At 60.9% G+C, this 24,933-nt stretch carries 22 protein-coding genes; 12 read left to right on the top strand and 10 right to left on the bottom strand.

Features of this window, described 5'->3' with window-relative positions; translation table 11 throughout:
* Positions 1-14: 14 nt before the first annotated feature.
* The 3 genes from B9A19_RS01415 to B9A19_RS23215 form a co-directional block, all read right to left on the bottom strand.
* The gene (locus B9A19_RS01415; RefSeq protein ID WP_176216729.1) at positions 15-737 is read right to left on the bottom strand and encodes a substrate-binding periplasmic protein; all 723 of its coding nucleotides are present in this window, start codon (positions 735-737) and stop codon (positions 15-17) included.
* A gap of 77 nt (positions 738-814) precedes the next feature.
* Positions 815-2,089, bottom strand: a complete 1,275-nt coding sequence (locus B9A19_RS01420) for a L,D-transpeptidase family protein (RefSeq protein WP_139798582.1) — start codon at positions 2,087-2,089, stop codon at positions 815-817.
* Positions 2,090-2,110: 21 nt separating this feature from the next.
* Entirely contained in the window at positions 2,111-3,196 is a 1,086-nt protein-coding gene (locus tag B9A19_RS23215) for a nuclear transport factor 2 family protein (RefSeq protein ID WP_084088744.1), read from the bottom strand.
* On the opposite strand from B9A19_RS23215, the gene B9A19_RS01430 reads away from it, so the two are divergent.
* Positions 3,195-3,617, top strand: coding sequence for a DMT family protein (locus B9A19_RS01430; protein ID WP_245804234.1), 423 nt, complete (start codon positions 3,195-3,197; stop codon positions 3,615-3,617). The genes B9A19_RS23215 and B9A19_RS01430 overlap by 2 nt on opposite strands.
* Before the next feature lie 120 nt (positions 3,618-3,737).
* Here B9A19_RS01430 and B9A19_RS01435 read toward each other — a convergent pair whose 3' ends face one another.
* The 3 genes from B9A19_RS01435 to B9A19_RS01445 are packed head-to-tail and all read right to left on the bottom strand — an operon-like array spanning position 3,738 to position 6,766.
* Positions 3,738-4,223 (bottom strand): chemotaxis protein CheW, encoded by a 486-nt coding sequence (locus B9A19_RS01435; RefSeq protein WP_084088745.1) that lies wholly within the window; start codon positions 4,221-4,223, stop codon positions 3,738-3,740.
* A gap of 18 nt (positions 4,224-4,241) precedes the next feature.
* Entirely contained in the window at positions 4,242-6,347 is a 2,106-nt protein-coding gene (locus B9A19_RS01440) for a chemotaxis protein CheW (protein ID WP_084088746.1), read from the bottom strand.
* A gap of 38 nt (positions 6,348-6,385) precedes the next feature.
* Complete coding sequence (locus B9A19_RS01445; RefSeq protein ID WP_245804235.1) at positions 6,386-6,766, bottom strand: response regulator; 381 nt, start codon at positions 6,764-6,766, stop codon at positions 6,386-6,388.
* A 403-nt stretch (positions 6,767-7,169) separates the two neighbouring features.
* Between B9A19_RS01445 and upp the strand changes: the two genes are divergently transcribed.
* Together upp and B9A19_RS01460 are read left to right on the top strand one after the other, a co-directional pair.
* Positions 7,170-7,802 (top strand): uracil phosphoribosyltransferase, encoded by a 633-nt coding sequence (upp, locus tag B9A19_RS01455; RefSeq protein ID WP_084088840.1) that lies wholly within the window; start codon positions 7,170-7,172, stop codon positions 7,800-7,802.
* Between the two features lie 106 nt (positions 7,803-7,908).
* A complete protein-coding gene (locus B9A19_RS01460) occupies positions 7,909-9,153 on the top strand; it encodes a uracil-xanthine permease family protein (RefSeq protein ID WP_084088749.1) in 1,245 nt (414 codons plus the stop codon).
* A 57-nt stretch (positions 9,154-9,210) separates the two neighbouring features.
* Here B9A19_RS01460 and B9A19_RS01465 read toward each other — a convergent pair whose 3' ends face one another.
* Positions 9,211-9,783 (bottom strand): YIP1 family protein, encoded by a 573-nt coding sequence (locus B9A19_RS01465; protein ID WP_084088750.1) that lies wholly within the window; start codon positions 9,781-9,783, stop codon positions 9,211-9,213.
* A 171-nt stretch (positions 9,784-9,954) separates the two neighbouring features.
* Between B9A19_RS01465 and B9A19_RS01470 the strand changes: the two genes are divergently transcribed.
* The 6 genes from B9A19_RS01470 to argS all read left to right on the top strand — a co-directional run bounded on the left by B9A19_RS01470 (position 9,955) and on the right by argS (position 19,192).
* Positions 9,955-11,643: a glutamine--tRNA ligase/YqeY domain fusion protein gene (locus tag B9A19_RS01470; protein WP_084088751.1), complete on the top strand. Its 1,689-nt coding sequence runs from the start codon at positions 9,955-9,957 to the stop codon at positions 11,641-11,643.
* Entirely contained in the window at positions 11,640-12,029 is a 390-nt protein-coding gene (locus B9A19_RS01475; protein WP_084088752.1) for a hypothetical protein, read from the top strand. The genes B9A19_RS01470 and B9A19_RS01475 overlap by 4 nt, the downstream gene beginning before the upstream one ends.
* Positions 12,030-12,090: 61 nt before the next feature.
* On the top strand, positions 12,091-13,821 hold the full coding sequence (locus B9A19_RS01480; RefSeq protein ID WP_084088753.1) for an ABC transporter ATP-binding protein/permease: 1,731 nt from the start codon (positions 12,091-12,093) through the stop codon (positions 13,819-13,821).
* Positions 13,822-13,864: 43 nt separating this feature from the next.
* Positions 13,865-14,923 (top strand): uroporphyrinogen decarboxylase, encoded by a 1,059-nt coding sequence (gene hemE, locus B9A19_RS01485; protein WP_084088754.1) that lies wholly within the window; start codon positions 13,865-13,867, stop codon positions 14,921-14,923.
* Between the two features lie 322 nt (positions 14,924-15,245).
* Entirely contained in the window at positions 15,246-17,420 is a 2,175-nt protein-coding gene (locus tag B9A19_RS01490; protein WP_084088755.1) for a primosomal protein N', read from the top strand.
* A gap of 47 nt (positions 17,421-17,467) precedes the next feature.
* A complete protein-coding gene (gene argS / locus B9A19_RS01495) occupies positions 17,468-19,192 on the top strand; it encodes an arginine--tRNA ligase (protein WP_245804236.1) in 1,725 nt (574 codons plus the stop codon).
* An 85-nt stretch (positions 19,193-19,277) separates the two neighbouring features.
* On the opposite strand, the gene B9A19_RS01500 is transcribed toward argS, so the two are convergent.
* From B9A19_RS01500 to B9A19_RS01505, 3 genes are all read right to left on the bottom strand, one after another.
* Positions 19,278-22,052 (bottom strand): BACON domain-containing protein, encoded by a 2,775-nt coding sequence (locus B9A19_RS01500; protein ID WP_084088757.1) that lies wholly within the window; start codon positions 22,050-22,052, stop codon positions 19,278-19,280.
* 80 nt (positions 22,053-22,132) lie between these two features.
* Entirely contained in the window at positions 22,133-22,540 is a 408-nt protein-coding gene (locus B9A19_RS21920) for a hypothetical protein (protein ID WP_139798583.1), read from the bottom strand.
* A gap of 65 nt (positions 22,541-22,605) precedes the next feature.
* A complete protein-coding gene (locus tag B9A19_RS01505) occupies positions 22,606-22,950 on the bottom strand; it encodes a hypothetical protein (RefSeq protein WP_084088758.1) in 345 nt (114 codons plus the stop codon).
* A gap of 138 nt (positions 22,951-23,088) precedes the next feature.
* Here B9A19_RS01505 and B9A19_RS01510 point away from each other — a divergent pair, with 138 nt between their 5' ends.
* From B9A19_RS01510 to B9A19_RS01520, 3 genes are read left to right on the top strand one after another with little or no spacing between them, the layout of a single operon-like run.
* A complete protein-coding gene (locus tag B9A19_RS01510; protein WP_139798584.1) occupies positions 23,089-24,042 on the top strand; it encodes a polysaccharide deacetylase family protein in 954 nt (317 codons plus the stop codon).
* Between the two features lie 4 nt (positions 24,043-24,046).
* Positions 24,047-24,673, top strand: a complete 627-nt coding sequence (locus B9A19_RS01515) for a class I SAM-dependent methyltransferase (RefSeq protein WP_217806943.1) — start codon at positions 24,047-24,049, stop codon at positions 24,671-24,673.
* Positions 24,670-24,888 (top strand): hypothetical protein, encoded by a 219-nt coding sequence (locus B9A19_RS01520; protein WP_084088761.1) that lies wholly within the window; start codon positions 24,670-24,672, stop codon positions 24,886-24,888. Before B9A19_RS01515 ends, B9A19_RS01520 begins: the two co-directional genes overlap by 4 nt.
* Positions 24,889-24,933: the final 45 nt, after the last annotated feature.

The following is a 24,933-nucleotide window of genomic DNA, read 5'->3' on the forward strand; positions in this document are numbered from 1 at the left end:
GCAACCCGGAAGCATCAAGGGGCCACGATCAGTGGCCCTTTTTCGTATCTGGCCTTGATGGCCGCCAGCGTGCCATCCTGCCGGATTGCATTCATTGCGGCCTGCCATTGCTTCGCCTGTTCGGCCGGGTAGGCGGGGTTTGCAGCCAGATAGAGCACCACGCGCGCTACCGGGCTGGAAAAACGGTACTGCGTGGTATCGCCGCCGCCACTGCGAATGATGTATTCGGCCACCTCGCGGGTGCTGATCCACGCATCGGTGCGCCCTGCGACCATCTTGCGGAACGCGGTGGACTGATCGGGGGACTCATCCCAGCGCATGACCCCTTGCGGGCCAAGCAGCTCCTGAATGACCGAGCCACGCATTACGCCGACACGCATCGGCTTGCCGGGGTCGGCAATGAATGACGGCTTGGATACCAGCACGATGTCGTCGGTCAGCAATGGCATGACCCATGAATAGCTCGACTCGCGCGACGGGGTGCGCGCAAGCGGATACATCAGCGTGCCGGGATTGCTGCGGGTGGTTTCCACCGCGCGGGCCCAAGGCACGATGTCCAGCATCGGTGGCTCGGGGATACGCGCTGCCAGCGCCGTGACCAGTGCGTAGGCTGCGCCCTGCATCTGCCGGTCTGCATCGCGGAAGCTGTATGGTGGCATTTCGTCGGTGGTCAGGACGTTGCCGCCCCAAGCCAGGGCTCCGACCAGCAGCAGCGCCCAAGCGAATCTTGTCGCCATCCCGCCTCCCAGCTGGCTGCAGTTACATTTGCAGCATAGCCGGTAAGAAGGCATTGCGCGCAGGGGTGTTCAGGCGCTCAGCCCGCCCCGGCGGCGCCTTCCCAGACGATTTTCCACTGCGCGTCGTCACGTTGCCAGTACAGGCGCTTGCGCATGCGGTTGTTCAGGTTGTTGCTGCTGTAGTCCTGCTCGAAGGTGGTGACCCACATCGGCTTGTCGCCACCCGTGGCAAAGATGCTGATGTCACCCAACTTGACCTTGGCCCACAGCTTGCCGGCATTGACGCTTGCTTTCTGAACCGCCCACTTGTCGAATGACTGGCCATCCTCGCTGACGAAGGCACGGCTGTATTCGGCCAGATAATTGCGTGTATCGCGGTTTTCCCACGCGCTGCGCCAGCCATCCAGTGTCTGTTGCGCTTCCTGGTTGCGGGCGCGCCAGGCATCCTGATTCAGCCATTCGATCTTCGGTACGATGACGACCGGCGTGGTGCCGATCTGCAGGTAGTCGGCCACGGCGAGCATTTCCGGATTTGTCAGCGCCACGCAGCCGTTGGATGCCCAGGGGGCACGTGAATAGGTGTCGTAGGGCACGCCATGCAGCCAGATGCCGTGGCCGGTGCGGCCCAGGCGTTTGTCCCACTCGTTGGGGTAGGACATCGGCCACGCACCCACGCCATACAGCGCGGCCTGCGCGCCCATGGTCTTGTCCATTTGCGCGCGTGGCATGTGGCTGGTGACGAAGTAAACACCCAGCGGCGTACGCTGGTCGCCTTCGACCTGTTTGCCCATGCCCAGCTTGCCGATGGTGGCGTAGAAATCGGTGACGTAGCGCGGTACGCCATTGTTGTTGGCGTAGATATAGATGCGCGATGCGCCGGCATCGACGAGGATGACGTTCTTTTGTTTGGGCGACATCACCAGCAACGGTGCCGGCAGCTGATCCAGCGGCGGCGGGGCCGCTTCACGCTTGCTGCGCACCAGTGCTTCGCGGCGCAGGTCTTCCAGCCGGTCGGCGGGGGCGCTGGCTGCGCCACCGATCTTGTCGAGCGGCACCGCGCGCATGGCATAGAGATCAGCCGACAGCAGGTGGGCAAGCCGATAGTTGGGTTGTTTGTCCAGCAGCGCGTCGACGGTGGCACGTGCGTCGCCCATCTTGCCCGCACGAATGTCATCTATGGCTGCGACAATCATTTGCTCGGGCGTGCCATTGCGGGCACGGCCGGGCTTTTCGCCCAGATAGGCGCGCGCCGGCGCGTCAAAACTGGCGAAGTTGGTCTGTGCTGCCGTGGCGAGCAGCAATACGGCGGTGAAACTGGTGAGCCGCTTGGCCCATCTGGATAACGACTTCAATGTGGCTGGCCTGCTATCCGATTAGGCGCCGGCGCGTTCTTCGACGATCAGCCAGCGATTGCCCGATTTCTGCATGATGAGCGTTTTGCCGGTGCTGGTCGAGAGGCGCTCGGACTTGTAGCTCTGGCGGAAACGTACCTTGACGGTATCGTCGTCGACGAAGTCGATCTTCACGTCGCTGACTTCCACATCGATGGATTTTGGGGCGCTAATGCGCTCGCGTCTGTCTTTGGCCCATGCATCAAATTTCTGGCCGCCCGGCGCCTTGAACTGGCGGCTGTAGGCACCCAGATAGCCGTTCACGTTCTTGTTGCTCCACGCCGTGGCCCAGCCATCGATGGCGGCGATGATTTGCTGGCGTGCCGCATCGTGGCCGCCCTTGGCGGTTTCGGTCTTGGCCGGTACGGGTGTGGCGACCGGGGCCGGCGTCGGGGCAGGAGCCAGCGTCGGCAATGGTTTCGGCGTCGGGGCGGCCTTGGCGGTCGGTACCGGTGTGGCAACCGGCGGCAGGGTGGGCAGCGGTGCTACGGTCGGCGCAGGTGGTGTGGTTTTGCCCGGCTTGGTGGCCGGTGCCTGTGCGATCCTGGGCAGCGTGCCATTCTGGCTGAACAGCTCGCTCACCAGCTTGAGCTTGGTCTGCACATTGTTGTTGTTTTCCAACTGCAACGCCTTGCTATAGGCCTGCGAGGCGAGGCGCGCATAGAGGTCGCCGAGGTTTTCATGCGCAATGGCATAGCTCGGGTTGGTCTGGATGGCCATCTGCAGCGCGGCGCGCGATTTGTCGAGCTGGTTCTGCTGCGCGTAGAGCACTGCCAGATTGTTGTACGGCTCGGGCAGTTGCGGATAGTCCTCGGACAGGCTCACAAAGGCCTTGATGGCTTCGTCGGTGCGGCCCAGCTCGGTCAGCGCCAGGCCGCGCATGAAGCGGATCTGCGCATCTTTCGGGTTCTTGGCCAGCGACTTGTCGGCCTTGTCCAGTACTTGTGCAAACTGCTTGCCGCGCAGCAAGACCTGGATGTCCTCGGCGTCGCCGGCATGAGCAAAGGCGCAGGCCAGCAGGGCGATCAGCGCAGTGTGGCGAAGACGGGGAAAGCAGCGCACGGACATGGGTGTGGTTCCGGTGAATCAGCAAGTGCCATTAAACTGGCGGAGTTTACCAAAACCTTATGCTGGCCGCCTTATGAACCTGCCACCCGGTGTGATCACCATCCTGCTGCTGATCGCTTCCAATGTCTTCATGACCTTTGCCTGGTATGGGCACCTCAAACACGTACAGGATCGTACGTGGTTGCTGGCGGCTTTGATCAGCTGGGGAATTGCCCTGTTCGAATACCTGCTGCAAGTGCCAGCCAACCGCATCGGCAGCGGCGTGTATACCTTGCCGCAACTCAAAATCATCCAGGAGGTGATCACGCTGGGGGTCTTCGTGCCGTTTTCGCTGTTCTACATGGGGCAGCCGTTCAAGCTGGATTTTGTTTGGGCGGGGTTGTGTTTGCTGGGGGCGGTGTATTTCATGTTCCGCAGCTGAGGCAGGGTGCCCATTTTCCGGTCAGTCTGCGAACGAGCAAGGTTCCTGCCAAAACGCGGCCAGCCGGGATCTTGATGCCGGTTATCCACAGAGGACGGGCCGAGGGCGCATGACGGGCTCTCAGGAAGAAGCCTCAACCAGCGCATCGGTCAATTGCATTTCCCGGCTGGTTAGCAGCCGCTCGATATCTGCAAGGATGATCATGCGTTCCTCCAGCGCCCCGAGACCCTGGATGTATTCGGTGCTCAGGTGAGCGCCGAACTCGGGTGCCGGCTTGATTTGATCGCGGGTTAGCGCAATGACATCGGATACTCCGTCAACCACGATACCGATGACACGTTGAGCCACGTTCAGAATGATGACCACGGTAAATTGGTCGTAAGCTGGCTCGCCAAGTGCAAATTTGATGCGCAGATCGACGATGGGAACGATGATGCCACGCAAATTGATGATCCCCTTGATGAACTCGGGGGTACTGGCAATGCGTGTGACGTGGTCATAACCGCGTATTTCCTGGACCTTGAGGATGTCGATGCCATACTCCTCCAGCCCCAGGGTGAACACCAAGTACTCGGCGGCGCCGTTTGCTGTGCTGATGTAATCCATCTTTCCTCCTGCGCAGGCTCAGGCTGCTTCGCTCACGGTGCGGCCAAGTGCGATGCGCACCAGTGATTCGATATCGACGATCAGCGCAACGCGGCCGTCACCCATGATGGTGGCTCCCGACAAGCCATCCACCTTGCGGAAATTTGTTTCCAGGCTCTTGATTACCACCTGGTATTGGCCGATCAGCTCATCCACATGCAGCGCGATCTTGCCCAATTCGGCTTCAAGGATGACAAACAAGCCTTTATCGCACGCTCGGGGTGCTCCCCCGAAGACATGCTGCAGTGTGACTACCGGCATGTATTCCTCGCGTACCGCGAGCACCCGGCCATGGCCGGAGACGGTACGCAGCTCATTGCTGCTTGGCTGCAATGATTCGATGATAAAGGCGAGCGGGATGACATAAACCTCACCATCCACACGCACTGCCATGCCCTCCAGAATGGCCAGCGTTAGTGGCAGGCGTATGGTGATGATCGTGCCGATATCGGTGCGGGTCTCGATGTCGATGCGGCCGCCCATGGCCTGAATGTTCCGCCGCACCACATCCATGCCCACGCCGCGCCCGGAAACATCGGTCACGGTTTCTGCGGTGGAAAAGCCCGGTTCAAAGATCAACTGCCATACCTCGCCATCAGACATGCCATCATGCACTTTCATGCCTTGCGATTGCGCCTTGGCCAGTATCCTGGCACGGTTTAGTCCGGCACCATCATCTGCCACCTGGATTACGACATTGCCCCCTTGGTCGAAGGCCCTGAGTGTCAGTGCGCCAACCTCATCTTTGCCTTTGGCTCGGCGCACCTCCGCAGTCTCGATGCCATGGTCGAGACTATTGCGTACCAGATGAGTCAGGGGGTCCGACAGCTTTTCGATCAGGCCGCGATCCAGCTCGGTCTGTTCGCCATGCATGGCAAGACGTACCCGCTTGCCCAGCTTGCTCGCGGTGTCGCGCACCAGGCGCGGAAAACGGTTGAACACGAACGAGATAGGCATCATGCGGATGGACATGGCTGCTTCCTGCAGCTCCCGGGTGTTGCGCTCAAGCTGGCCTATGCCATTGAGCAACAATTCATTGATGGCCGGGTCGAGTTGGCCTGCCAGCTGCGACAACATGGCCTGTGTAATGACCAACTCGCCAACCAGATTCATCAGGTCATCGACCTTCTCCGTGCTGACCCGAATCGAGCCGCTTTCGGTGCTGGCCGAGGCTGTACGCAATATGGCCGCTTCGGGCATGGGAACGCCGGGGGGCGGCCGGGTGCCATCCGGCACGGCTGCAACGGGCGGACCATCCTCTTCGGCTGCGCTGCTGGCGGCAAAGCTGGCTGCTGCTAGAGTGCCTCGCGGGGAGAACAAGCCATAGCTTTCGTCCTCCTCCGCAATGTCGTTGGCAAGATCGAGCTGGCCTGGCGACTGACGAGCTTCAAACAGCCTGGTCCCGCTTTCTTTCTCATGCACCCCGGGGTCTGCAACCCGGGATTGCAGCGGCACCGGCGCTGCTCTTGCCATTGAAAATGGCCGCAAAACAAATTCATGCGGTGCCAATATGGCGCCCAATGCTGCGGTCAGCTCGGCGGCTGATGCTTGCGAGCTACAAATGAAGGCGTGATCGCGGGGGAAATCCGGATCTGCACGCCAACCCTGTCCCTGCAGTGTGACGGCCAGCCCAGCCAGGCGTTCATGGCTGATCCCCGGTGCGACCAGCTGCAAGTGCCAGCCTTTGGCGGCAGTTCCCCCAGTTTCCAGCGCATGCAACTTGCTGCAGGCATCTACCGTTGTGGCGGGGCTGATCTCATCGCCGGATTGATAGGTTTGCACCATGCCCTTGAGCAGGTCGCTGGTTTCCAGGAAGGTATCCACCATATCGGCCCGCAAGGGCATGATGCCCTTGCGTACGCGATCCAGCTGGTTTTCCAGAATATGCGTGATTTCGGCGAGTGCAGAAAAACCGAAGGTAGCCGCCCCGCCCTTGATGGAGTGTGCTGCGCGGAAAATGCCATTGAGGTCTTCCGGATCGGGGGCGTTCAGGTTTGTGGCAAGCAGCAACGACTCCATGGATGCAAGGTGCTCAAGCGCCTCATCGAAGAACGTCTGCGCAAACCTGGAAATGTCGATGGTCATGTACTGCCCGCCCCATGTTGACGCTACGCTGCCGCTCGTCAGCCAACTACTTTCTGCACTACATCCAGCAGTTTTTGTGGGTCGAATGGCTTGACTAGCCAACCGGTGGCACCTGCTGCCCGTCCTTGTGCCTTCATGGTCTCGCCTGTTTCTGTTGTGAGCATCAGGATGGGGGTTGTTTCATATTGCGGCAGTGCCCTCAATGCCTTGATCAGGGCGAGTCCATCCATGCCAGGCATATTCTGGTCAGTGAGGACCAGATCAAATTGCTGTGCTTTGGATGCACGCAGTCCGTTCTCTCCGTCGGCGGCCTCCATGACTTGATAGCCGGCCGATTTCAGGATGAACGCCACCATTTGCCGCATGGTGGCGGAATCATCAACCGTGAGAACCATCTTGCCCATATTGACTTCACTCATTCTCTGTTCTTAATAGTTTCTAAAGCTTTTTTACGGCTTTTTCAATGAAGGCAAGGCTTGCAGAGCACCATTACACTTTTGCTCCACATGGTCTTGATCGGGTGGGGCGTATCAGCTCTGCGCTGCATGCCGCGGCTCCGGTCAGCTGACGACGACCGGATTGGCGTGAGCAAAATGCCCTGCATGCTTGCGCTTGGTGCATGGTCCCTGCACTGTGGGAATGGCGCCAAGTGGCGAGAGATGACGTTTCGGGTGCTCCCAGTCCCTTGCGGGGCGATGAGGTGCGAGGGGGGGCACAGGCGATAACACCAGGCGTTTTTCTGCGTGGCTAACTGATTTCTCCAATAGCCTATCTCATGCCGCTGTCTACAATGAAGCCGATTGAATATAGGGGGTGATGCCCATGCAGATACAGGTTGTCGATCACCCATTGGTGCAGCACAAGCTCGCGTTGCTGCGCGAGGCCGAGGTCAGCACCAACAAATTTCGCCTGTTGACCGCAGAGCTGGCGCGGCTGCTGGCCTACGAGGCCACACGCGACCTGTTGCTGGAAGATCATGTGATCCAGGGCTGGTGCGGGCCGGTGAACGTGAAGAAGATCAAGGGCAAGAAGCTGACCGTGGTGCCCATCCTGCGCGCCGGCATCGGCATGCTCGATGGCGTGCTCGATCTGGTGCCCTCGGCCAAGATCAGCGTGGTGGGCCTGGCGCGCAACGAAGAAACGCTGCAGCCCGAGCCTTACTTTGAAAAGCTGGTCGGTAATCTCGAAGACCGGCTGGCGCTGATCATCGACCCCATGCTGGCCACGGGCGGCTCGCTGGTGGCCACCATCGACATGCTCAAGCGCAAGGGTTGTACCGACATCAAGGCCATCGTGATGGTGGCTGCGCCCGAAGGCGTGCGCTTGGTAAACGAGAAACACCCTGACGTGCCCATCGTTGCTGCCTCGCTCGACAGTCACCTGAACGAGCATGGCTACATCATTCCGGGCCTGGGTGATGCTGGCGACAAGATATTCGGCACCATCAACAAATAAGCGCAGCAGAGCCGGGGTTACCCGGCTTCTTCTTGTCCATCGCTCGTCGTGCGCCGTCATTCCTGGTTGATGTGCCCGCGAGTAAGCCCCTTTTTCGGAGAATCCCATGCTGCATACGCTGAAAACAGCGGTATCCGGCGCGCAGATCCTGTTCGTCGCCTTTGGCGCGCTGGTGCTGGTGCCGCTGCTCACCGGGCTCAACCCGGCCATGGCGCTGCTGGGCGCCGGTGTTGGCACCTTGCTGTTCCAGCTGGTGACCAAGCGGCAGGTGCCGATCTTCCTCGGCTCGTCGTTTGCCTTCATCGCGCCCATCATTTTTGCCATGCACACCTGGGGGCAGGCAGCGACGCAGTTCGGCCTGTTTGCCGCCGGCTTCATGTACTTCGTGGTCGCCGCCATCGTCCGCTGGCGCGGCATGGCGCTGATCGAGCGCATTTTGCCGCCGGTGGTGATCGGCCCCGTCATCATTGTGATCGGGATGTCAGTGGCCGTCGCGGCATCCGGCATGGCCATGGGGCAGGCGGGTGGCAAGCAGCTGATTCCGTATGGCACGTCCATCCTGCTGGCCGGCATTTCGCTGCTGACTACCATCGTGGTGGCGGTGTTTGCCGGTGGCATGCTGCGGCTGGTGCCCATCCTCAGCGGGGTGATCGTTGGCTATGTTGCCGCAGCCCTGCTGGGCGTGGTCGATTTGCATGGCGTGATCGCCGCGCCGTGGTTCGCCATGCCGCATTTCGTCAGCCCGGAGGTGAACTGGGCTGCCGCGCTGTTCATGCTGCCGGTGGCGATTGCGCCCGCCATCGAGCACATTGGTGGCGTGATGGCGGTGGGCAAGGTGGCGGGGCAGGATTACACCGCCAAGCCTGGCCTGCACCGCACCCTGACCGGTGACGGCCTGGGGGTATGCTTTGCCGGCCTGATCGGTGGCCCGCCCATCACTACCTATGCCGAGGTGACCGGCGCGCTGATGATCACGCGCAACTTCAACCCGGTGATCATGACCTGGGCGGCAGCGCTGGCCATGGTGCTGGCCTTCTTCGGCAAGTTCAACGCGGTGTTGCAGTCCATTCCCATGCCGGTGATGGGCGGCATCATGGTGTTGCTGTTCGGCACCATCGCCAGCATCGGCCTCAAGACCATGATCGATGCCAAGGTCGACCTGATGCAGCCGCGCAACCTCGTCATCGTCGCCGTAGTGCTGACCTGTGGCATCGGTGGCCTGACGGTGAAGATTGGCGATTTCAACATGGTGGGCGTGGGCTTGGTCAGCCTGCTGGCCATCGCGCTGCATTTAATGCTGCCGCTGGAGGGCAAGGCGCGTGACGGTATTGCCGAGGGGCAGGATGTATAGCGTGTGTTGACCAATAAAAAAGCGGCCAGTGGCCGCTTTTTTATTGATGTGTCGTGCTCAGGCGCTGAAAAACGGCATCGACAGAATCGCACACAGAATCGCCCAAGCGCCGCCGCCTATCCACATCACCAGATAGGTCATGTCGCGCACGTCTTCATCACGCTCCTTGCCCAGCATGGCCGGGATGCCGTGATAGACCAGTGCGCAGGCCATGGCGAGGCCGGTGAAGGCACAGGCCAGGTTGAATAGCACCGAGGGCACGAACAGGGTCAGTGAGGACAGCCACATCGGCACGGCAGCAATCGCGGCCAGTGCATAGCTGCCGTCATAGTCGCTGCGTGCTTTGTGGGCGCGGGCCAGCTGGCGGATGATCCACGCCATGCTGGGCACGGTGAGCATTTCGGCCACAAAGAACGCGACCGCCAGTGTTTCCCAGTGCGACATGCTGACTGTGGGCCCGTAGTACTGGCCGTAGCGGCTGCCGGCATACAGCACCATCAACACCGGCAGCAGCGACAGCGGCAGCACCAGTTTGATGAAGAAGCTGAATGCAGTTGGGTGGGCTTCGTGCAGTTCGTCCCAGCCTTCATGGAACGAGGTGAGCATATGGGTATAGGTGGTGGCTTTCATGGCAAGTCTCCTTGACGCTGCAGGGCTGCAGGGGAGGGCGGTCGAGGTGGGGCTATGACTTGGTGTTAGACCCGTGGGGGTGGAATAAATCCAGTTGCACGTGGTCTGGCCCGACAAAGGGCGCTTTCCGCTACAATCTGTCCTTTGAATCTGTCCGCCTTTTCCGCGCTTATGAGCACCGAAGCCCCAGTCAGCAACTTCATCCGCGCCATCATTGATGGCGATCTTGCCTCGGGCAAGCGTACGTCCGTGGTGACGCGCTTTCCGCCTGAACCCAATGGTTACCTGCACGTCGGCCACGCCAAGTCGATCTGCCTGAATTTCGGCATCGCGCAGGATTACCAGGGCCAGTGCAATCTGCGCATGGACGATACCAACCCGGAGAAGGAAGAAGACGAATACGCCGCCGCCATCGAGGCCGATGTGCGCTGGCTCGGCTTCGAGTGGAATGGCGCCGTGCGCCATGCCTCCGACTACTTCGAGCAGCTGTATGGCTATGCCGAAGAGCTGATCAGCGCCGGCAAGGCCTTCGTTTGCGAGCTGAACGCCGAGCAAATGCGCGAATACCGTGGCGATTTCTCCAAGCCCGGCAAGGACAGCCCGTATCGCACCCGTTCGGTTGAAGAAAACCTCGACCTGTTCCGCCGCATGCGCGCTGGCGAGTTTGCCGACGGCAGCAAGACGCTGCGTCTGAAAATCGACATGGCGTCGCCCAACCTGAACCTGCGCGATCCGGTGATCTACCGCATCAAGCGCGAAACGCACATCAAGACCGGTGATAGCTGGTGCATCTACCCGATGTACGACTACACCCACTGCATTTCGGACGCGCTGGAAGGCATCACCCACTCGCTGTGCACGCTGGAGTTTGAAGACCACCGCCCGTTGTACGACTGGGTGCTGGACAACATCAGCCTGGGCCATCATCCGCAACAGATCGAATTCTCGCGACTGGAACTGCTGTACACCATCACCTCCAAGCGCAAGCTCAATCAGCTGGTGACCGAAAAGCTGGTAAGCGGTTGGGACGACCCGCGCATGCCCACCATCACCGGCATGCGCCGCCGTGGTTACTCGCCGGAAGGCATCAAGCTGTTTTCGCAGCGCATTGGTGTGTCCAAGGGCGAAAACATCATCGACTACAGCATCCTGGAAGGGTCGGTGCGCGAAACGCTGGAAGAAGCCTGCCCGCGCGTCATCGCCGTGCTGGACCCGATCAAGGTCACGCTGACCAATTTCGAGGCCGGCGTCACCGCCAGCCGTAGCGCGCCTTACCATCCGCACCATGCCGAATGGGGCGAGCGCGAAGTGCCGATTGCGCCGACGATCTATGTCGAGCGCGAAGACTTTGCCGAAGTCCCACCGGCCGGTTGGCAGCGGCTGACATTGGGTAGCGAAGTGCGCCTGCGCTACTCCTACGTGATCAAGTGCGATGAAGTGATCAAGGACGCCGCCGGCAATGTGGTCGAGCTCAAGTGCAGCATCGACCCGGCCACCCTTGGCCAGAACCCGGTGGGCCGCAAGGTCAAGGGCGTGATTCACTGGATCTCGGCCGAGCACGCTATCGAAGCCGAAGTGCGCCTGTACGACCGCCTGTTCACCGAAGCCCGCCCTGATGCAGTGCGCGGCGACGATGGCCAGTACGTCGACTTCAAGCAATTCATCAACCCGGAATCGTTCAGGACCATTACGGCCTACGTCGAGCCGGTCGTTGCCAGTGCTGCGCCGGAAACGCGCTATCAGTTCGAGCGCCTGGGTTACTTCGTCACCGACCGCCACGACCATGTGGCCGGCGGTAAACCGGTGTTCAACCGCACCGTCACGCTCAAGGATGCGTGGGCGGGCAAGGAAGCCAAATGATGCGTATCGCCGCCCTCGTCGTTGCCCTTTTGACTGCCGGTGCTGCGCTGGCCGAAGACGCCGCGCCTGCCCCGGTGCTGTTCCGTGGCGAGCGCGGCCTGGCACCGGTGCCGGTGGTCTATGACTACCTCAAGGACCGCATTGCCGACGAGGTGGGGCTGAGCGACTACCAGACGCTCAGCATCAAGCAGCTGCGCAAGGGCGAAGACCGCGAGCATGTACAGGTCGAGGTAGTAATGGCCGGCCTGACCGATGATGCCATCGCCAGCCAGCGCTACCTGTTGGCCCTGCATGTAGAGGAAAGCGGCTGGGTGATCGACTCAGCCAAGCAGGACTGGAAATGCCGCCGTGGCGGCAAGGGCTGGACCAACAAGCCTTGCAAGTGACTTTGTTTTCCGTGATGCACAACGGGCTGGGCTTCAGCCCGTTTTCTTTGATGAGGGTGAAATGACAGATCGCGTTGCCGAGTTTCAAGCCCCCAAGATCAAGCTGCGTGATCTGGCGCACCAGTTCTGGTCGCTGGCACGTCCGTACTGGACCTCGGACCAGAAATGGCAAGGGCTGGGCCTGCTTGCGCTGGTGGTCGCGTTGTCGTTGGCGGTTGTCTACATGACGGTGCAGGTGAATGCCTGGTACAACGACTTTTATACCGCGCTGCAGAATTACGACGTGCCTGCTTTCTGGGCCGCGCAAAAGCGCTTCGCCATTCTCGCCTTCTTCTACATCATCTTTGCCGTGCATGGCACCTACTTCCGCCAGATGCTGGAAGTGAAATGGCGCAAGTGGCTGACCGAGCATTTCCAGCAGAAATGGTTGCAGGATCAACGCTATTACCGTTTGCAGCTGACCGATGCTGCGACCGACAACCCCGATCAACGTATTGCCGAGGACGTCAGGGATTTTGTTGGCGCTTCGCTCAGCCTGTCGGTTGATCTGCTGCGCTCGGTGGTCTCGCTGGTGTCCTTTGTCGGCGTGCTGTGGACTCTGTCCGGTGCACTGTCCTTCACGCTGGCCGGCCACGCCGTGTCCATTCCGGGCTATATGGTCTGGGTGGCGGTGGTGTACGCATTGATCGGCACCGTGCTGACCTTTTTCATCGGCCGCCCATTGATCGGCCTGAACTTCCTGCAACAGCGCTTCGAGGCTGATTTCCGCTACAGCCTGGTGCGGTTGCGCGAAAATGCCGAATCCATTGCGCTGTATCGCGGCGAGGGCGAGGAAAGCAAACGCCTGGATTTGCGGCTGGGCCGCATCGTGCAGAACTACTGGCAGTTGATGCGCATGCAGAAGCGGCTGGGTTCATTCACGTCTTTCTGGGGCCAATTGGCGATCATTTTCCCCTTCTTCGTGGCTGGGCCGCGCTATCTGGCCAAGGAATTTGCGCTGGGTCAGTTGATGCAGATTTCGTCCACCTTCGGGCGGGTGTATGACGCGCTGCAGTTCATCATTGATTCGTTCGGGACGCTGGCGACCTGGAAGGCGGTGATCGATCGCCTATATACCTTTGATCTCGGTATTGCCAAGGCCGCCACATTGCCGGTGTTGCCGGTGGCTGATCGCGAGCAAGGGTTGGCACTGGCGAACGTATCGGTACGCAAGCCGGATGGCGAAACCGTGATTGCTGATTTCAGTCTCGACCTGATTGCAGGCGACCGTCTGTTGATCCAAGGCCGCTCCGGTTGCGGCAAGAGCATGTTCCTGCGCACCTTGGCCGGCATCTGGCCATTTGCGGCGGGCGACGTAGCCTATCCACATCACCCCGATACGCTGTTCCTGTCGCAGCGGCCGTATCTGCCGCTGGGCACGTTGCGCGAGGCCTTGTCTTATCCGCACGCAGCCATTGAGGACAACGAACGTTTGCAGCAGGTATTGGCCACCATGCAGCTCAGCTATCTGGTCAGCCGTCTCGACGATACCGATCAATGGGCGCACGTATTGAGCTGGGGTGAGCAGCAGCGCATCGCACTGGCGCGTGCCCTGTTGCATCGTCCGGCGGTGCTGGTGCTGGATGAAGCGACTTCGGCCATCGACGAAGCGACCGAGGCGGCCGTCTATCAAGCCGTGATCGACGCCTTGCCGGAGGGCGTGATCATCAGCGTGGCGCATCGCAGCACGCTGAAAGCCTTCCATGATCGCGTGCTCAACTGCCACGGCGATGGCCACTGGGCTTTGGCCTGATGATTTTTGCCGGTTCGCAGAACGGGCCGGCGTAGGAAAGAAAATGACCGCACTGAAAAACGATACCTTCCTGCGCGCACTGCTGCGCCAGCCCGTTGACTACACCCCCGTCTGGCTGATGCGCCAGGCTGGGCGCTATCTGCCCGAGTACCGTGCGTCGCGCAAAACGGCTGGCTCGTTCATGGATTTGTGCAAGTCCAAGGAGTTTGCCACCGAAGTCACTTTGCAGCCGCTGGATCGTTTCCCGCTCGATGCGGCCATCCTGTTCAGCGACATCCTCACCGTGCCGGATGCGATGGGCCTGGGTCTGTACTTTGCCGAGGGCGAGGGGCCGAAGTTCGAGCGCCCGCTTGTGGATGAGGCCGCGATCAAGGCGCTGCGGGTGCCGGACATGGCCAGCTTGCAGTACGTGTTCGATGCCGTGGGCAGCATCCGCCGCGCGCTGGATGGCCGTGTGCCGCTGATCGGTTTCTCCGGTTCGCCATTCACGCTGGCGTGCTACATGATCGAAGGCGGTGGCTCGGACACCTTCAGCAAGGTCAAGACCCTGATGTATGACCGCCCCGAGCTGCTGCACCACATCCTCGACATCAATGCGCAGGCAGTGACCCTGTACCTGAATGCGCAGATTGATGCCGGTGCGCAGGCGGTGCAGATTTTCGATACCTGGGGCGGCGCGCTGGCCTTTGGCAAGTATCAGGAATTCTCGCTGTCCTATATGCAGCGCATCGTGGCCGGCCTCAAGCGCGAGGCCGATGGTCGCCGTGTGCCGGTCATTCTGTTCACCAAGGGCGGTGGCCTGTGGCTGGAAGAACTGGCGGCCACTGGTTGTGATGCCCTAGGGCTGGACTGGACGGTGGATCTGGGCGATGCCCGCCGCCGCGTGGGTGACAAGGTGGCGCTGCAGGGCAATTTCGACCCCAACGCATTGTTCGCCAAACCGGCGGCCATCGAGGCTGAAGTCGCCCGCTTGTTGAAAGCTTACGGTGGTGGCACGGGTCATGTGTTCAACCTCGGCCACGGCATCAGCCAGTTCACCAATCCCGAGCATGTAACCGCCTTGGTCAATGCCGTTCATCGGTTCTCGGGTAAACAGGGCTAAAAGTAAAAACTGCATGGGAACAAGGACTTGCACCTTGTTCCTCAAGCAAGCACTTTAAAGTCTGCGCTAAGTTATGCACAGACTTGGAGCGTAAGAAAAATAGCTTGTCAATGCCGCCGCGCAGTGTTTGCTGATATAGCAGCAAAATGATCAAGTCTTTGATTTGTAAAGACTAAATTTTTCGGTTTAAAAAATAAGCAACTTAACTGCAATCAAGGCCACGCTTCGCTTCAGGGCAGATAATCGTGATTTGCCCACAAAATTATCCACAGCTTCTGTGGATCGTTCGTCTGTGAAGAAATCGTGAACTTATGCTTACGACATGACCGATCACGCCGCTGATTTTTATGCCGCCGTCGCACTGGATGTGCCACTGGCCCGCAGCTTTGATTACCGCGTGGCCGGTGTGCTGCCGGCCGTGGGCGAGCGCGTGGTGGTGCCCTTCGGTCGCCAGCGGCTGTCGGGCGTGGTGACCGCACTCAGCCAGATCGCGCCGGACTTTGCCGGCATCCGCGATATCGAATCCGCCCCCGGCGACATGCCGGCACTACCGGCCGACGTGCTGGCGCTGTGCCGCTTCGTGGCCGACTATTACCTGGCACCCATCGGCCAGGTGCTGGCAGGGGCGCTGCCCACCGTGTTCCGCCAGCCCAAGGTGTGGAGTGGCTTCGAGGCCGAACTGGCCTATGCGGCGCCCGATGTCGAGGCACTGCTCGCCACGTTGTCTGCCCGCGCGCGCAAGCAACGCGCACTGGCCGAGGCATTGCGCCAGCCGCGCCGCATCGACGAGCTGCGTGCAGTGGCGAGCGATGCCAGCCGCTGGCTGAAGGACTGGCAGGCGGCCGGGCAAGTCATCACCCGGCCATGGCAGCCGCCCGCACCGGGCCAGGTGCATACCGGCCCGCGCCCCGAGTTGCAGGCCGAACAGGCTGCTGCGGTGGATGCACTCGGCGCAGCGCAAGGTTTTGTTCCCTGGCTGCTGTATGGCATTACCGGCAGCGGCAAGACCGAAGTCTATCTGCGCAGTATTGAGGCGGTATTGCAGCGTGGCCAGCAGGCGCTGGTGCTGGTGCCGGAAATCAACCTCACCCCGCAGCTGGAAGGGCGCTTTCGCCAGCGCTTTCCCGAGGAGTGCGTGGTCAGCCTGCACAGCGGGCTGGCGGAGGGCGAACGCACGCGCAACTGGCTGATGGCCGCGCGCGGCGAGGCGCGCATCGTACTCGGCACGCGGCTGGCGGTATTCGCACCGCTGCCGGCGCTGGGGCTGATCGTGGTGGATGAAGAGCACGACCCTTCCTACCGGCAATCCGAAGGCGTGCGCTATTCGGCGCGCGATCTGGCGGTGTACCGCGCCAATCAGCGCAAGGTGCCGGTGCTGCTGGGCTCGGCCACGCCCAGCCTGGAAAGCTGGAAGAACGCGCGCGAGGGCCGCTATCGCTTGCTGCAGCTCAAGCAGCGGGCGGTTACGGGCGCAGTGGCGCCCAAGATCGAGCTGCTGCCTACCGGCCGCGTCTACATGCCGGATGGCATCCACCCGCTGGCGCTGGATGCGCTGGCGCGCACACTCAATAGTGGTGGGCAGGCGCTGGTATTCATCAACCGGCGTGGTTATGCGCCGGTGCTCTCGTGCCGAGACTGCGGCTGGATTTCCGGCTGCAAACGGTGCTCGGCCAAGCTGGTGCTGCACCTGAGCGAGCGCCGCCTGCGCTGCCACCATTGTGGCTACGAGATCATGCCGCCCGTCGCCTGCCCGGACTGCGGCAATCAGGATTTGCAGCCGCTGGGGCAGGGCACACAGCGGATTGAGGATATACTGGCGAGCCGTTTCCCCGAAACGCCGCCGCTGCGCATCGACCGCGACAACACGCGACGCAAGGGTAGCCTGGAAGCAATGCTGGCGCAGGTGCACGCAGGTGAAGCGCGCTTGCTGGTCGGCACGCAAATGCTGGCCAAGGGGCATGATTTTGCCAAGCTGCAGCTGGTGCTGGTGCTGGGCGCAGACAGCGGCTTGTTCAGCGTCGATTTCCGCGCCGAAGAGCGCCTGTATGCGCAGCTGCTGCAGGTGGCCGGCCGGGCCGGGCGTGCCGGGCAGCCGGGCCGCGTGCTGATCCAGACGCATTATCCCGAGCACCCGTTTTTCGGCGCGCTGGTGCGGGGCGACTATGCCGCCTTTGCCGACGAGCAACTGGCGCAGCGCAAGCAATTGCTGCTGCCACCCGCCAGCCACTGGGCCATGCTGCGCGCCGAGGCCAGGCAGATGCCGCGCGCCATGGGCGTGCTCAAGGCCGCACAGGCCGATCTGCGCGCCGCCGGCATCACCGTGAATGACCCGGTACCCGCCACGCTGGTGCGCAAGGCCGGCGTAGAGCGTGCGCAGCTGGTGCTGAGCGCGCCGCAACGCGGCGTATTGCAGCAGGCGCTGGATCACTGGCTGCACAGCGCACAAATACCGTCGGGCGTCCGCGTGACGACCGACATCGATCCACAGGAATTCTGATGGCCGCAGGGCCGCTGAATGAAGTCAAAAGAACCGGAGTAGCAGTGTTGACCGATACCACTTTGTTGCAGTTGTTGAATGCGCGCTTTGCCGCTGCGTTTGCCGCCGCCGGCGCGCCTGATGCCAACCCCGTCATCCAGCCGGCAGCCCGCCCCGAGTTCGGCGACTATCAGGCCAACGGCGCCATGGGCGCGGCCAAGCAACTGAAAAAGAACCCCCGCGAACTGGCGCAGGCGGTGATCGATCACGTCGACCTGGCCGGGATTGCCGACACGCTGGAAATCGCTGGCCCCGGCTTCATCAACATCAAGCTGGCCGATGGCTTCCTCGCTGCGCGTGCCAATGCCGCGCTGGCCGATGCGAAACTGGGCGTGCCGCTGCCGGCTGCACAGACCGTGGTGGTCGATTACTCGTCGCCCAACCTCGCCAAGGAAATGCACGTCGGCCATCTGCGCTCCACCATCATTGGCGATGCGCTGGCGCGGCTGCTGGATTTCCTCGGCCACAAGGTGGTGCGTCAGAATCACGTGGGTGACTGGGGTACGCAGTTCGGCATGCTCACCGCCTATCTGGTCGACCAGGACAAGGCCGGCGGTGCCGCCATCGCGCTGGACGATCTGGAAAACTTCTACCGTGCCGCCAAGGTACGCTTCGACGAAGACCCGGCCTTTGCCGATACCGCGCGCGAATATGTGGTGAAACTGCAAAGCGGTGATCCGCAAGTGCAGGCACTGTGGCTGCAGTTCCTCAATGTCTCCATGTCCCACTGCGAGGCGGTCTACAGCAAGCTGGGCGTGCAGCTCACCCGTGCCGACGTGCGTGGCGAGTCGGCCTATAACGACGACCTGCCCAAGGTGGTGGAAGACCTGCGTGCGCAAGGGCTACTGACCGAAAGTCAGGGCGCGCAGGTGGTGTTCCTGGACGAATTCAAGAACAAGGACGGCGAAGCCGCGGCCTACATCATCCAGAAGCAGGGCGGTGGCTTCCTCTACAGCACCAGCGATCTGGCCACGCTGCGCTATCGCCATGGCGTGCTGCATGCGGATCGCTCGCTCTACGTGGTCGATGCGCGGCAGGCGCTGCATTTCCAGCAACTGTTTACCCTCGGCCGCAAGGCGGGCTTCGTGCCGGCCAGCATGCAGCTGGAACACGTCGCCTTCGGTACCATGATGGGTGAAGATGGCAAGCCGTTCAAAACCCGGAGCGGCGATACCATCAAGCTGGTGGAGCTGCTGGACGAAGCCGTCAGCCGTGCCTACGCACTGGTCTCGGAAAAGAACCCCGACCTGCCAGCCTCGGTACGTCAGGACGTTGCGCAGGCCGTCGGCATTGGCGCGGTAAAGTATGCCGACCTGTCCAAGCACCGCACCAGCGACTATCAGTTCAGCTGGGACACCATGCTGTCCTTCGAGGGCAACACCGCGCCGTATCTGCAATATGCCTGCACCCGCATTGCCGGCATCTTCCGCAAGGCTGGCGATGTCGCCGCAGCACCGATCAACGTCGTGGAGCCGGCCGAACACGCACTGGCGCTGGAGCTGGCCCGCTTTGGCGACGTACTGCACGCCACCGCGCTTGATGCCTGCCCGCACTTCCTGTGCGGTTACCTCTACCAGCTGGCCACGCAGTTCATGCGCTTCTACGAAGCCTGCCCGATTCTGAAGAGCGAAGGCGACGTGCAAGCCAGCCGCCTGCAACTGGCCAAGCTCACCGGCAAGACGTTGGAAACCGGTCTGGGCCTGCTGGGTATTCAGGCGCTGGAAGCGATGTAAGCGCAGAACCCTGGCAGGTTCTGCCTGTGGCGATCTGAAAAAAACGGCCATGGGCATGCACCATGGCCGTTTTGCATTGCAGGATTTAGTAGGTATTCAGCTTCAAACTGTAGTTGCCGATGATCCGCTGCAGATATGACGTTACTTCAATCACATAGGTGCCACTGATGCTGGCAGGGAGAGTGAAGCTGCCCGCACCTGGTGGAATGCGCGAATTGCCATTCAGCCCGCTGCCGATGTCATCGTCATTGCTGGCGATCACGATGCCATTCGGGTCCTTCAGGTACAGATAAGTGTCGAAACCGCCATTGAGCTGGATGCTGATAGCCTGGCCCGCCGTGGCGTAAAAACTGTGGCGATTGGTGAAGTAGCTACTGCCGCGTGCGCCCGCCGTGCACGATGAGTACGACAAGGAACCGCTCTGTGCGATGCCTGGGCGTATTTCGACAGGCAGGCATGCGGCCGGCTGGCTGCTTGCCGCCTGATTGATCGTGATATTCAGACCTGCCGCTGCCAGTATGGCGCTGCGGGCGGGGCCATCGTTGGGCGCTACGCTGTATTTCAGGGAGATTTGCCCCACATTGCTGGCTGGGGAGGTGAGCGTAATCCAGCCAGGCAAAGCACCGACCGTCCAGCTGCAGCTATTGCTTGCATAAATGAAAATCGACTGGGTGTCGCCCTGGCTGTTTGCGGTTGCCGGCGCCGCACCGCTGGTGGACCCGACGCAGCCCACGGAGAGTCCGGCCGGTTGCGATACGGTGTAGTTGCTGCCGCCAATTTGCAGCGTGGCGACGCGCGGGCTGGCGCTGTTGGTATTCGGTGCGACGGTATAGTTGAACACACCGTTGCCATTGCCACTGGCGCTGCCCGTCGGGGTAAGCCAGTCGGGCAGGCCGGTAGCCGTCCAGCTGCAACCTGCTGTAGCCGAGACATTGACGCTACCCGGCCCACCGGCAGCCGCAAAGTTCTGGGTCGAAGTCGACAGCAATGGCTGAGAACACGCCGAAGCAGCAGCTTGGGAAACGGTGTAATTCTGCCCGGCAATGGCAAGTGTTGCGCTGCGCGCCGCGCCGGAATTGCTGGCCAGGGTAAAACTGATCTGGGCGCCACCGCTACCCGCAAGCGGGCTGACGGTGACCCAAGCCGGAACGCCGGTAACGCTCCACGTGCAACCACTGGCAACGGTCAAGGCAACATTGCCGCTGACGGTGGCTGGACCAAAACTGGCGCTGTTGCTCGACAGGGTAGGGGTGCAGCTTGGTGCTGCGGCTGCCTGGGTTACGGTAAAGCTCAGGCCGGCAATCTGAAGCCAGGCGATCCGCGCATCCCCGCTGTTTGGCGCTACGGTAAAGCTGAGCGTTGCGCTGCCATTGCCTGCCGTTTGGGATGTGCTGATCCAGGCAGGAATATTGGTGACAGACCAATTGGTGCCGGCCGGCACGCTGACGCTGATATTGCCGCTGCCCCCGGCTGCAGTGAATGCCTGCGAGGCGGGCGTCATGGCTGCGGTGTTGGTGCCCAGGTTCTGGTTGATTGATACGGCGCTTTCATTGACGAATAGCGTAGCGCCCCGGCCAATCTGATTGGGTGGCGGGGTAAAGCTTGCAACGTTGAATGTAACGATGCCATTGCCGCTGCCCATGCCGCTGCCGGTAATGCTGAGCCAGCCTGAGGGGCGGTTCACAGACCACAGGCAGTTGGCAGGCAAAGTAACGGTAAACGACCCCGGGCCCCCACTTTGCGGGAACAGCAGCGATGCAGGATTGGTTGCATTGCTGATCAGGCCACATGCGGGGCTGAACCATTCCGCGGTGGCCGCGAGACTGCTGGAGCTACTGCCGGTGATGAGTATGGCATCGCCAGTACCCAGCACGGTTGCAATGCCCCAGTTGCGCGAGCTGGTGGTGCCGGTCTGCTGCCAGCTGTTGCTTTGCGGGTTATAAAGCTCGGCGCTGGTTTGTGTGACATAGCTTGAATTCCAGCCGCCAGTGACCAGGACGCTGCCGTCTGCCAGCAACGACGCCTGGTGAGTGCTGCGGGGTGTCTGCATGACCGGGCCCGCACTGAACGTGTTGCTGACCGGATCAAATAGCTCGGTGCCGGACGGGAAGGTGCTACTTGCGTTACCGCCTGCGATCAGGACCTTGCCGCTCTTGAGCAGCGTGGCGCTTGCGTACGCACGAGCTGACAGCATGGAACCGGTATATGCCCAGGTGCCGCTGCCCGGTGTCCAGAGCTCTGCGCTTGCGGTTGTGCCGCCGATGCCGAGGGCGCCCCCTGCGACCAGAACCCGATCGTCGGCCAGTACCGTGGCAGCGAATTGGTCGCGTGCCGTCTGCAGTGAGCCGCTGGCTGCAAAGCTGCCGGTGGCCGGGTCATAGATTTCGGTGCTCTGGATCGAGCTGCCACCACCCACCACCAGTACTTTGCCGCTACTGAGCAACAGCACGACTGGGCTCCGTCGCGCAGTCAACATAGAGCCTGTTGGCGTCCAGCTACCGGTAGCAGGATCGTACAGCTCTGCACTCTTGAGTGTAACCGACTGACCGTTGATATAGCCCAGGCCGCCGAGTACAAGTACGCGACCATCATTCAGGCGAATGGCCGCGTGGCCGCTGCGGGCGGTTTGCAAGCTACCGGTAGGGGAGAAGGTGTACGTTGCCGGCGCGTAGCGCTCTGCCGTTGCGGTCATGCTGCTCAAGCTGCCACTGGCGGTATCGCCCCCGGCAACCAGCACACTGCCGTCGGCGAGCAGGGTTGCTGTCTGTGATGAACGAGGTGTCTGCATATTGCCGACCATCGCACTTGCCAGGGCCAGCGGCAGCCAACAGGACAACACCAGTGCACCCAGCAGGCGCATGAGCCAGCTGCTAGGGCTGGCTGATTTAAACGTTGTTTTCAAAGGTTACCTCCCTGAAGGAGCGCGAAAACGGAATATTTTCACGCAATGTCATAAAATATTATAAATTTGTTTAAATTTTGAAATTTTGTAGTAAATTTATTGAAATTATGAGTGATTTTTCTTGGGTGCGCATCAGATAAATGCGTTTGGCATATCTGCCGGTGTGCCGCGATCAAGGCTCTTAAAGGCTCGGCCGGGAGGGCGCAAGCATTGTCAGCGGCTTGCTCGGGAGGGGACAGGGGAGGCGCGTTGAATGGGGCGTTTACGCTGATGTGGCGGTTGAGACCAAGATAAAGCTGCCAAGGTAACGCTTTGGCGTAACCGATACGGCTTTCGCTTACGGCAACGGGTACGCCGTCACCTTCGCAGGAGCAATTCAGGCCTGCGGCTTGTTTCAGCGGCTGATGCGGTGTGCCTGCTTGTAGATAGCCGCGATGCTTGGGCATGTGCGATATCGCAGCCAAAAAAAATGACTACCCCGGGGCAGCCATTCTTTTGTTGGCGCACGCCATCACTCAATGATGTCCCGCCCATAACCGCCATGTGCCATCGGCAGCACGCTGCATACCAGCGCCGTTTTGCTGCCTTTGCTGTCCATGCTGATCAGCACATCGCGTTGCTCGGCATAGTCCTCGCCCTTGCGCAGCTCGTCTGCCGTCTTGTGCGTGCGCTTGATCTGCGCCTGCAGCCGCGCCTGGTCGATGTGGAGGTCGGGGCATTTCTTCTGCGCAAAATCGACCGATGCCAAAGTACTGCCGATCTGCGCCTGGATGGCATCCAGCTCGGTGACCTCGGCCAGCGCGGGCAGGGCTGCGGCGGCCAGCAACAGGGGGGTGAATGTGTGGGCGATACGCATGCTTGCTCCTGCAGGATGGCCCGTCAGTAAAAAAGCAAACCGCCTTCCCGTCAAGCTGCACAGCACCGTTGCATGCCAACTGGTTGCTTTCAATTTGCTGGCATATAGTTAAGCAATAAACTGACTATAACTCGCTTGATGATGAAACTTGCTGTTGCCCTCTGCTGTGCGCTGTTTGCCCTGCCTGCTGTTGCCACCCCACTCAGTGAATGTCTCGGCTATCAGCCCGAGGACAAGGTGCTCATCGTCAACGCCGACGATGTCGGCATGCACCCGGCGCTGGACGCCGCCGCCTTCAAGCTGATCGACAAGGGGTTGATCCAGGACATCTCGATGATGCCGCCCACCCCCAACTTTGCCAACGCCGCCGCTATGGCCAAGGCGCGTGGCATGGCGGTGGGCGTGCACCTCACCCTCACCAATGAATGGCAGGACAAACAACCGTGGGGCGCCGTGCTGCCCAAAAGCGCAGTGCCATCGCTCTACAATCCCAAGGGGTACTTGTGGGCCACGGTGGAAGAGCTGGCGCAGCACGCCAAGCCCGATGAAGTGCACAAGGAACTGCTGGCGCAGATCGCCAAGGTGAAGGCAGCCGGGCTGACCATCAGCCATCTGGATGCACACATGATTTTCCCCAGCGGCAGCCCGGTACTGGCTGATCTCTATTTTGGCCTGGCAGCAGAAACGGGCCTGCCGGTGCTGGCCCAGTTCGGCGGCCTGCCCTATGCCCGGCAACTACAGCTTACCCGTGATTTGCAGCGGGGCGGCATCCTCACCCCCGATACTTTCACCATGCTCTATGATCCGGCCAAGCGCCTGCCCGGCCAGCGCTACGACGGCTATGACCGCGTGCTGGCGCAACTGCCGCCCGGCATCAACCACCTGATCATTCATCCGGCCGAGGACAGCGCCAGTGCACGGGCGGCGATTGCGGATTTGAATTTGAGGTTGGCGGATTTTGCGGTGTGGAATGGAGTGCAGGTGCAGAAACTGATACAGGAAAAAGCGCTCAAACTAAGCGATTTCCGCCCTTTGCTGCATGCGGCGCAAAGCCCCGTGGGCGGCAAAGGCAAGCGGTGTGGACAAGAGTGATTGCATGATGGATTTGCTACAAGACGATGTTCCAAGCCCGGTTGATCTGCGGCTGATGGATGATGCCAGCGAGTGGGCTGCGACTGCCATGGTCAAGCGCCCGTGGCGCTGCGAGTTCTTTGCTGCTTTTGCTTCTGTACTCAAGGTGTCGACATCACCGGTTGGCCGTGTGCTTGAGCTGGGTTCCGGGCCGGGTTTCCTGGCTGAACATCTGCTCAATGAAATGCCGTCGCTGGCCTGTGTAGCGCTCGATTTTTCTCCCGCCATGCACAAGCTTGCGCGTGAGCGCTTGGGGGCGCTTGCTACACGGGTGCAATTTGTCGAACGCAGCTTCAAGGAGCCGGAATGGACACAGGGCCTGGGCTTGTTTGATGCGATTGTCACCAATCAGGCCGTACACGAGTTACGACACAAGCGCCATGCGCGGGAGTTGCATACTCAAGCGAGGAGCTTGCTTGTCCCCGGTGGCATATATCTGGTGTGCGATCACTTTGCAGGCGACAACGGGATGAAGAACGACCAGTTGTACATGACGGTCGCCGAGCAGCGTGATGCGTTGACGAATGCGGGTTTTTGCCACGTCGAGCAGGTGCTGTTGCAAGGTGGTTTGGTACTGCATCGGGCGATTTGAAGGTGGGCGACCCTATAGGCAAGGATGTGGCACAAGCCTGCGATATCAATGGCAAGCCAGTGCTTGCCGGTTCATCGATCCGGTTGCTGAAGCTTGGTGCTGATGTGTTTGCACCGCTTTCCGACAAGGAAATTGGTGAACTGCGTTCAATGATCGGAGAGGTGTTTGTGGTCTATGAAATAGACCTGCATGGACATGCGTGGATCGAGAAATGATGGGAGCGCAATGGCGTGATGACGATCAATCATTCATTGGCGTTG

The organism is Andreprevotia lacus DSM 23236, assembly GCF_900176275.1.
Taxonomy (GTDB): Bacteria; Pseudomonadota; Gammaproteobacteria; order Burkholderiales; family Chitinibacteraceae; genus Andreprevotia; species Andreprevotia lacus.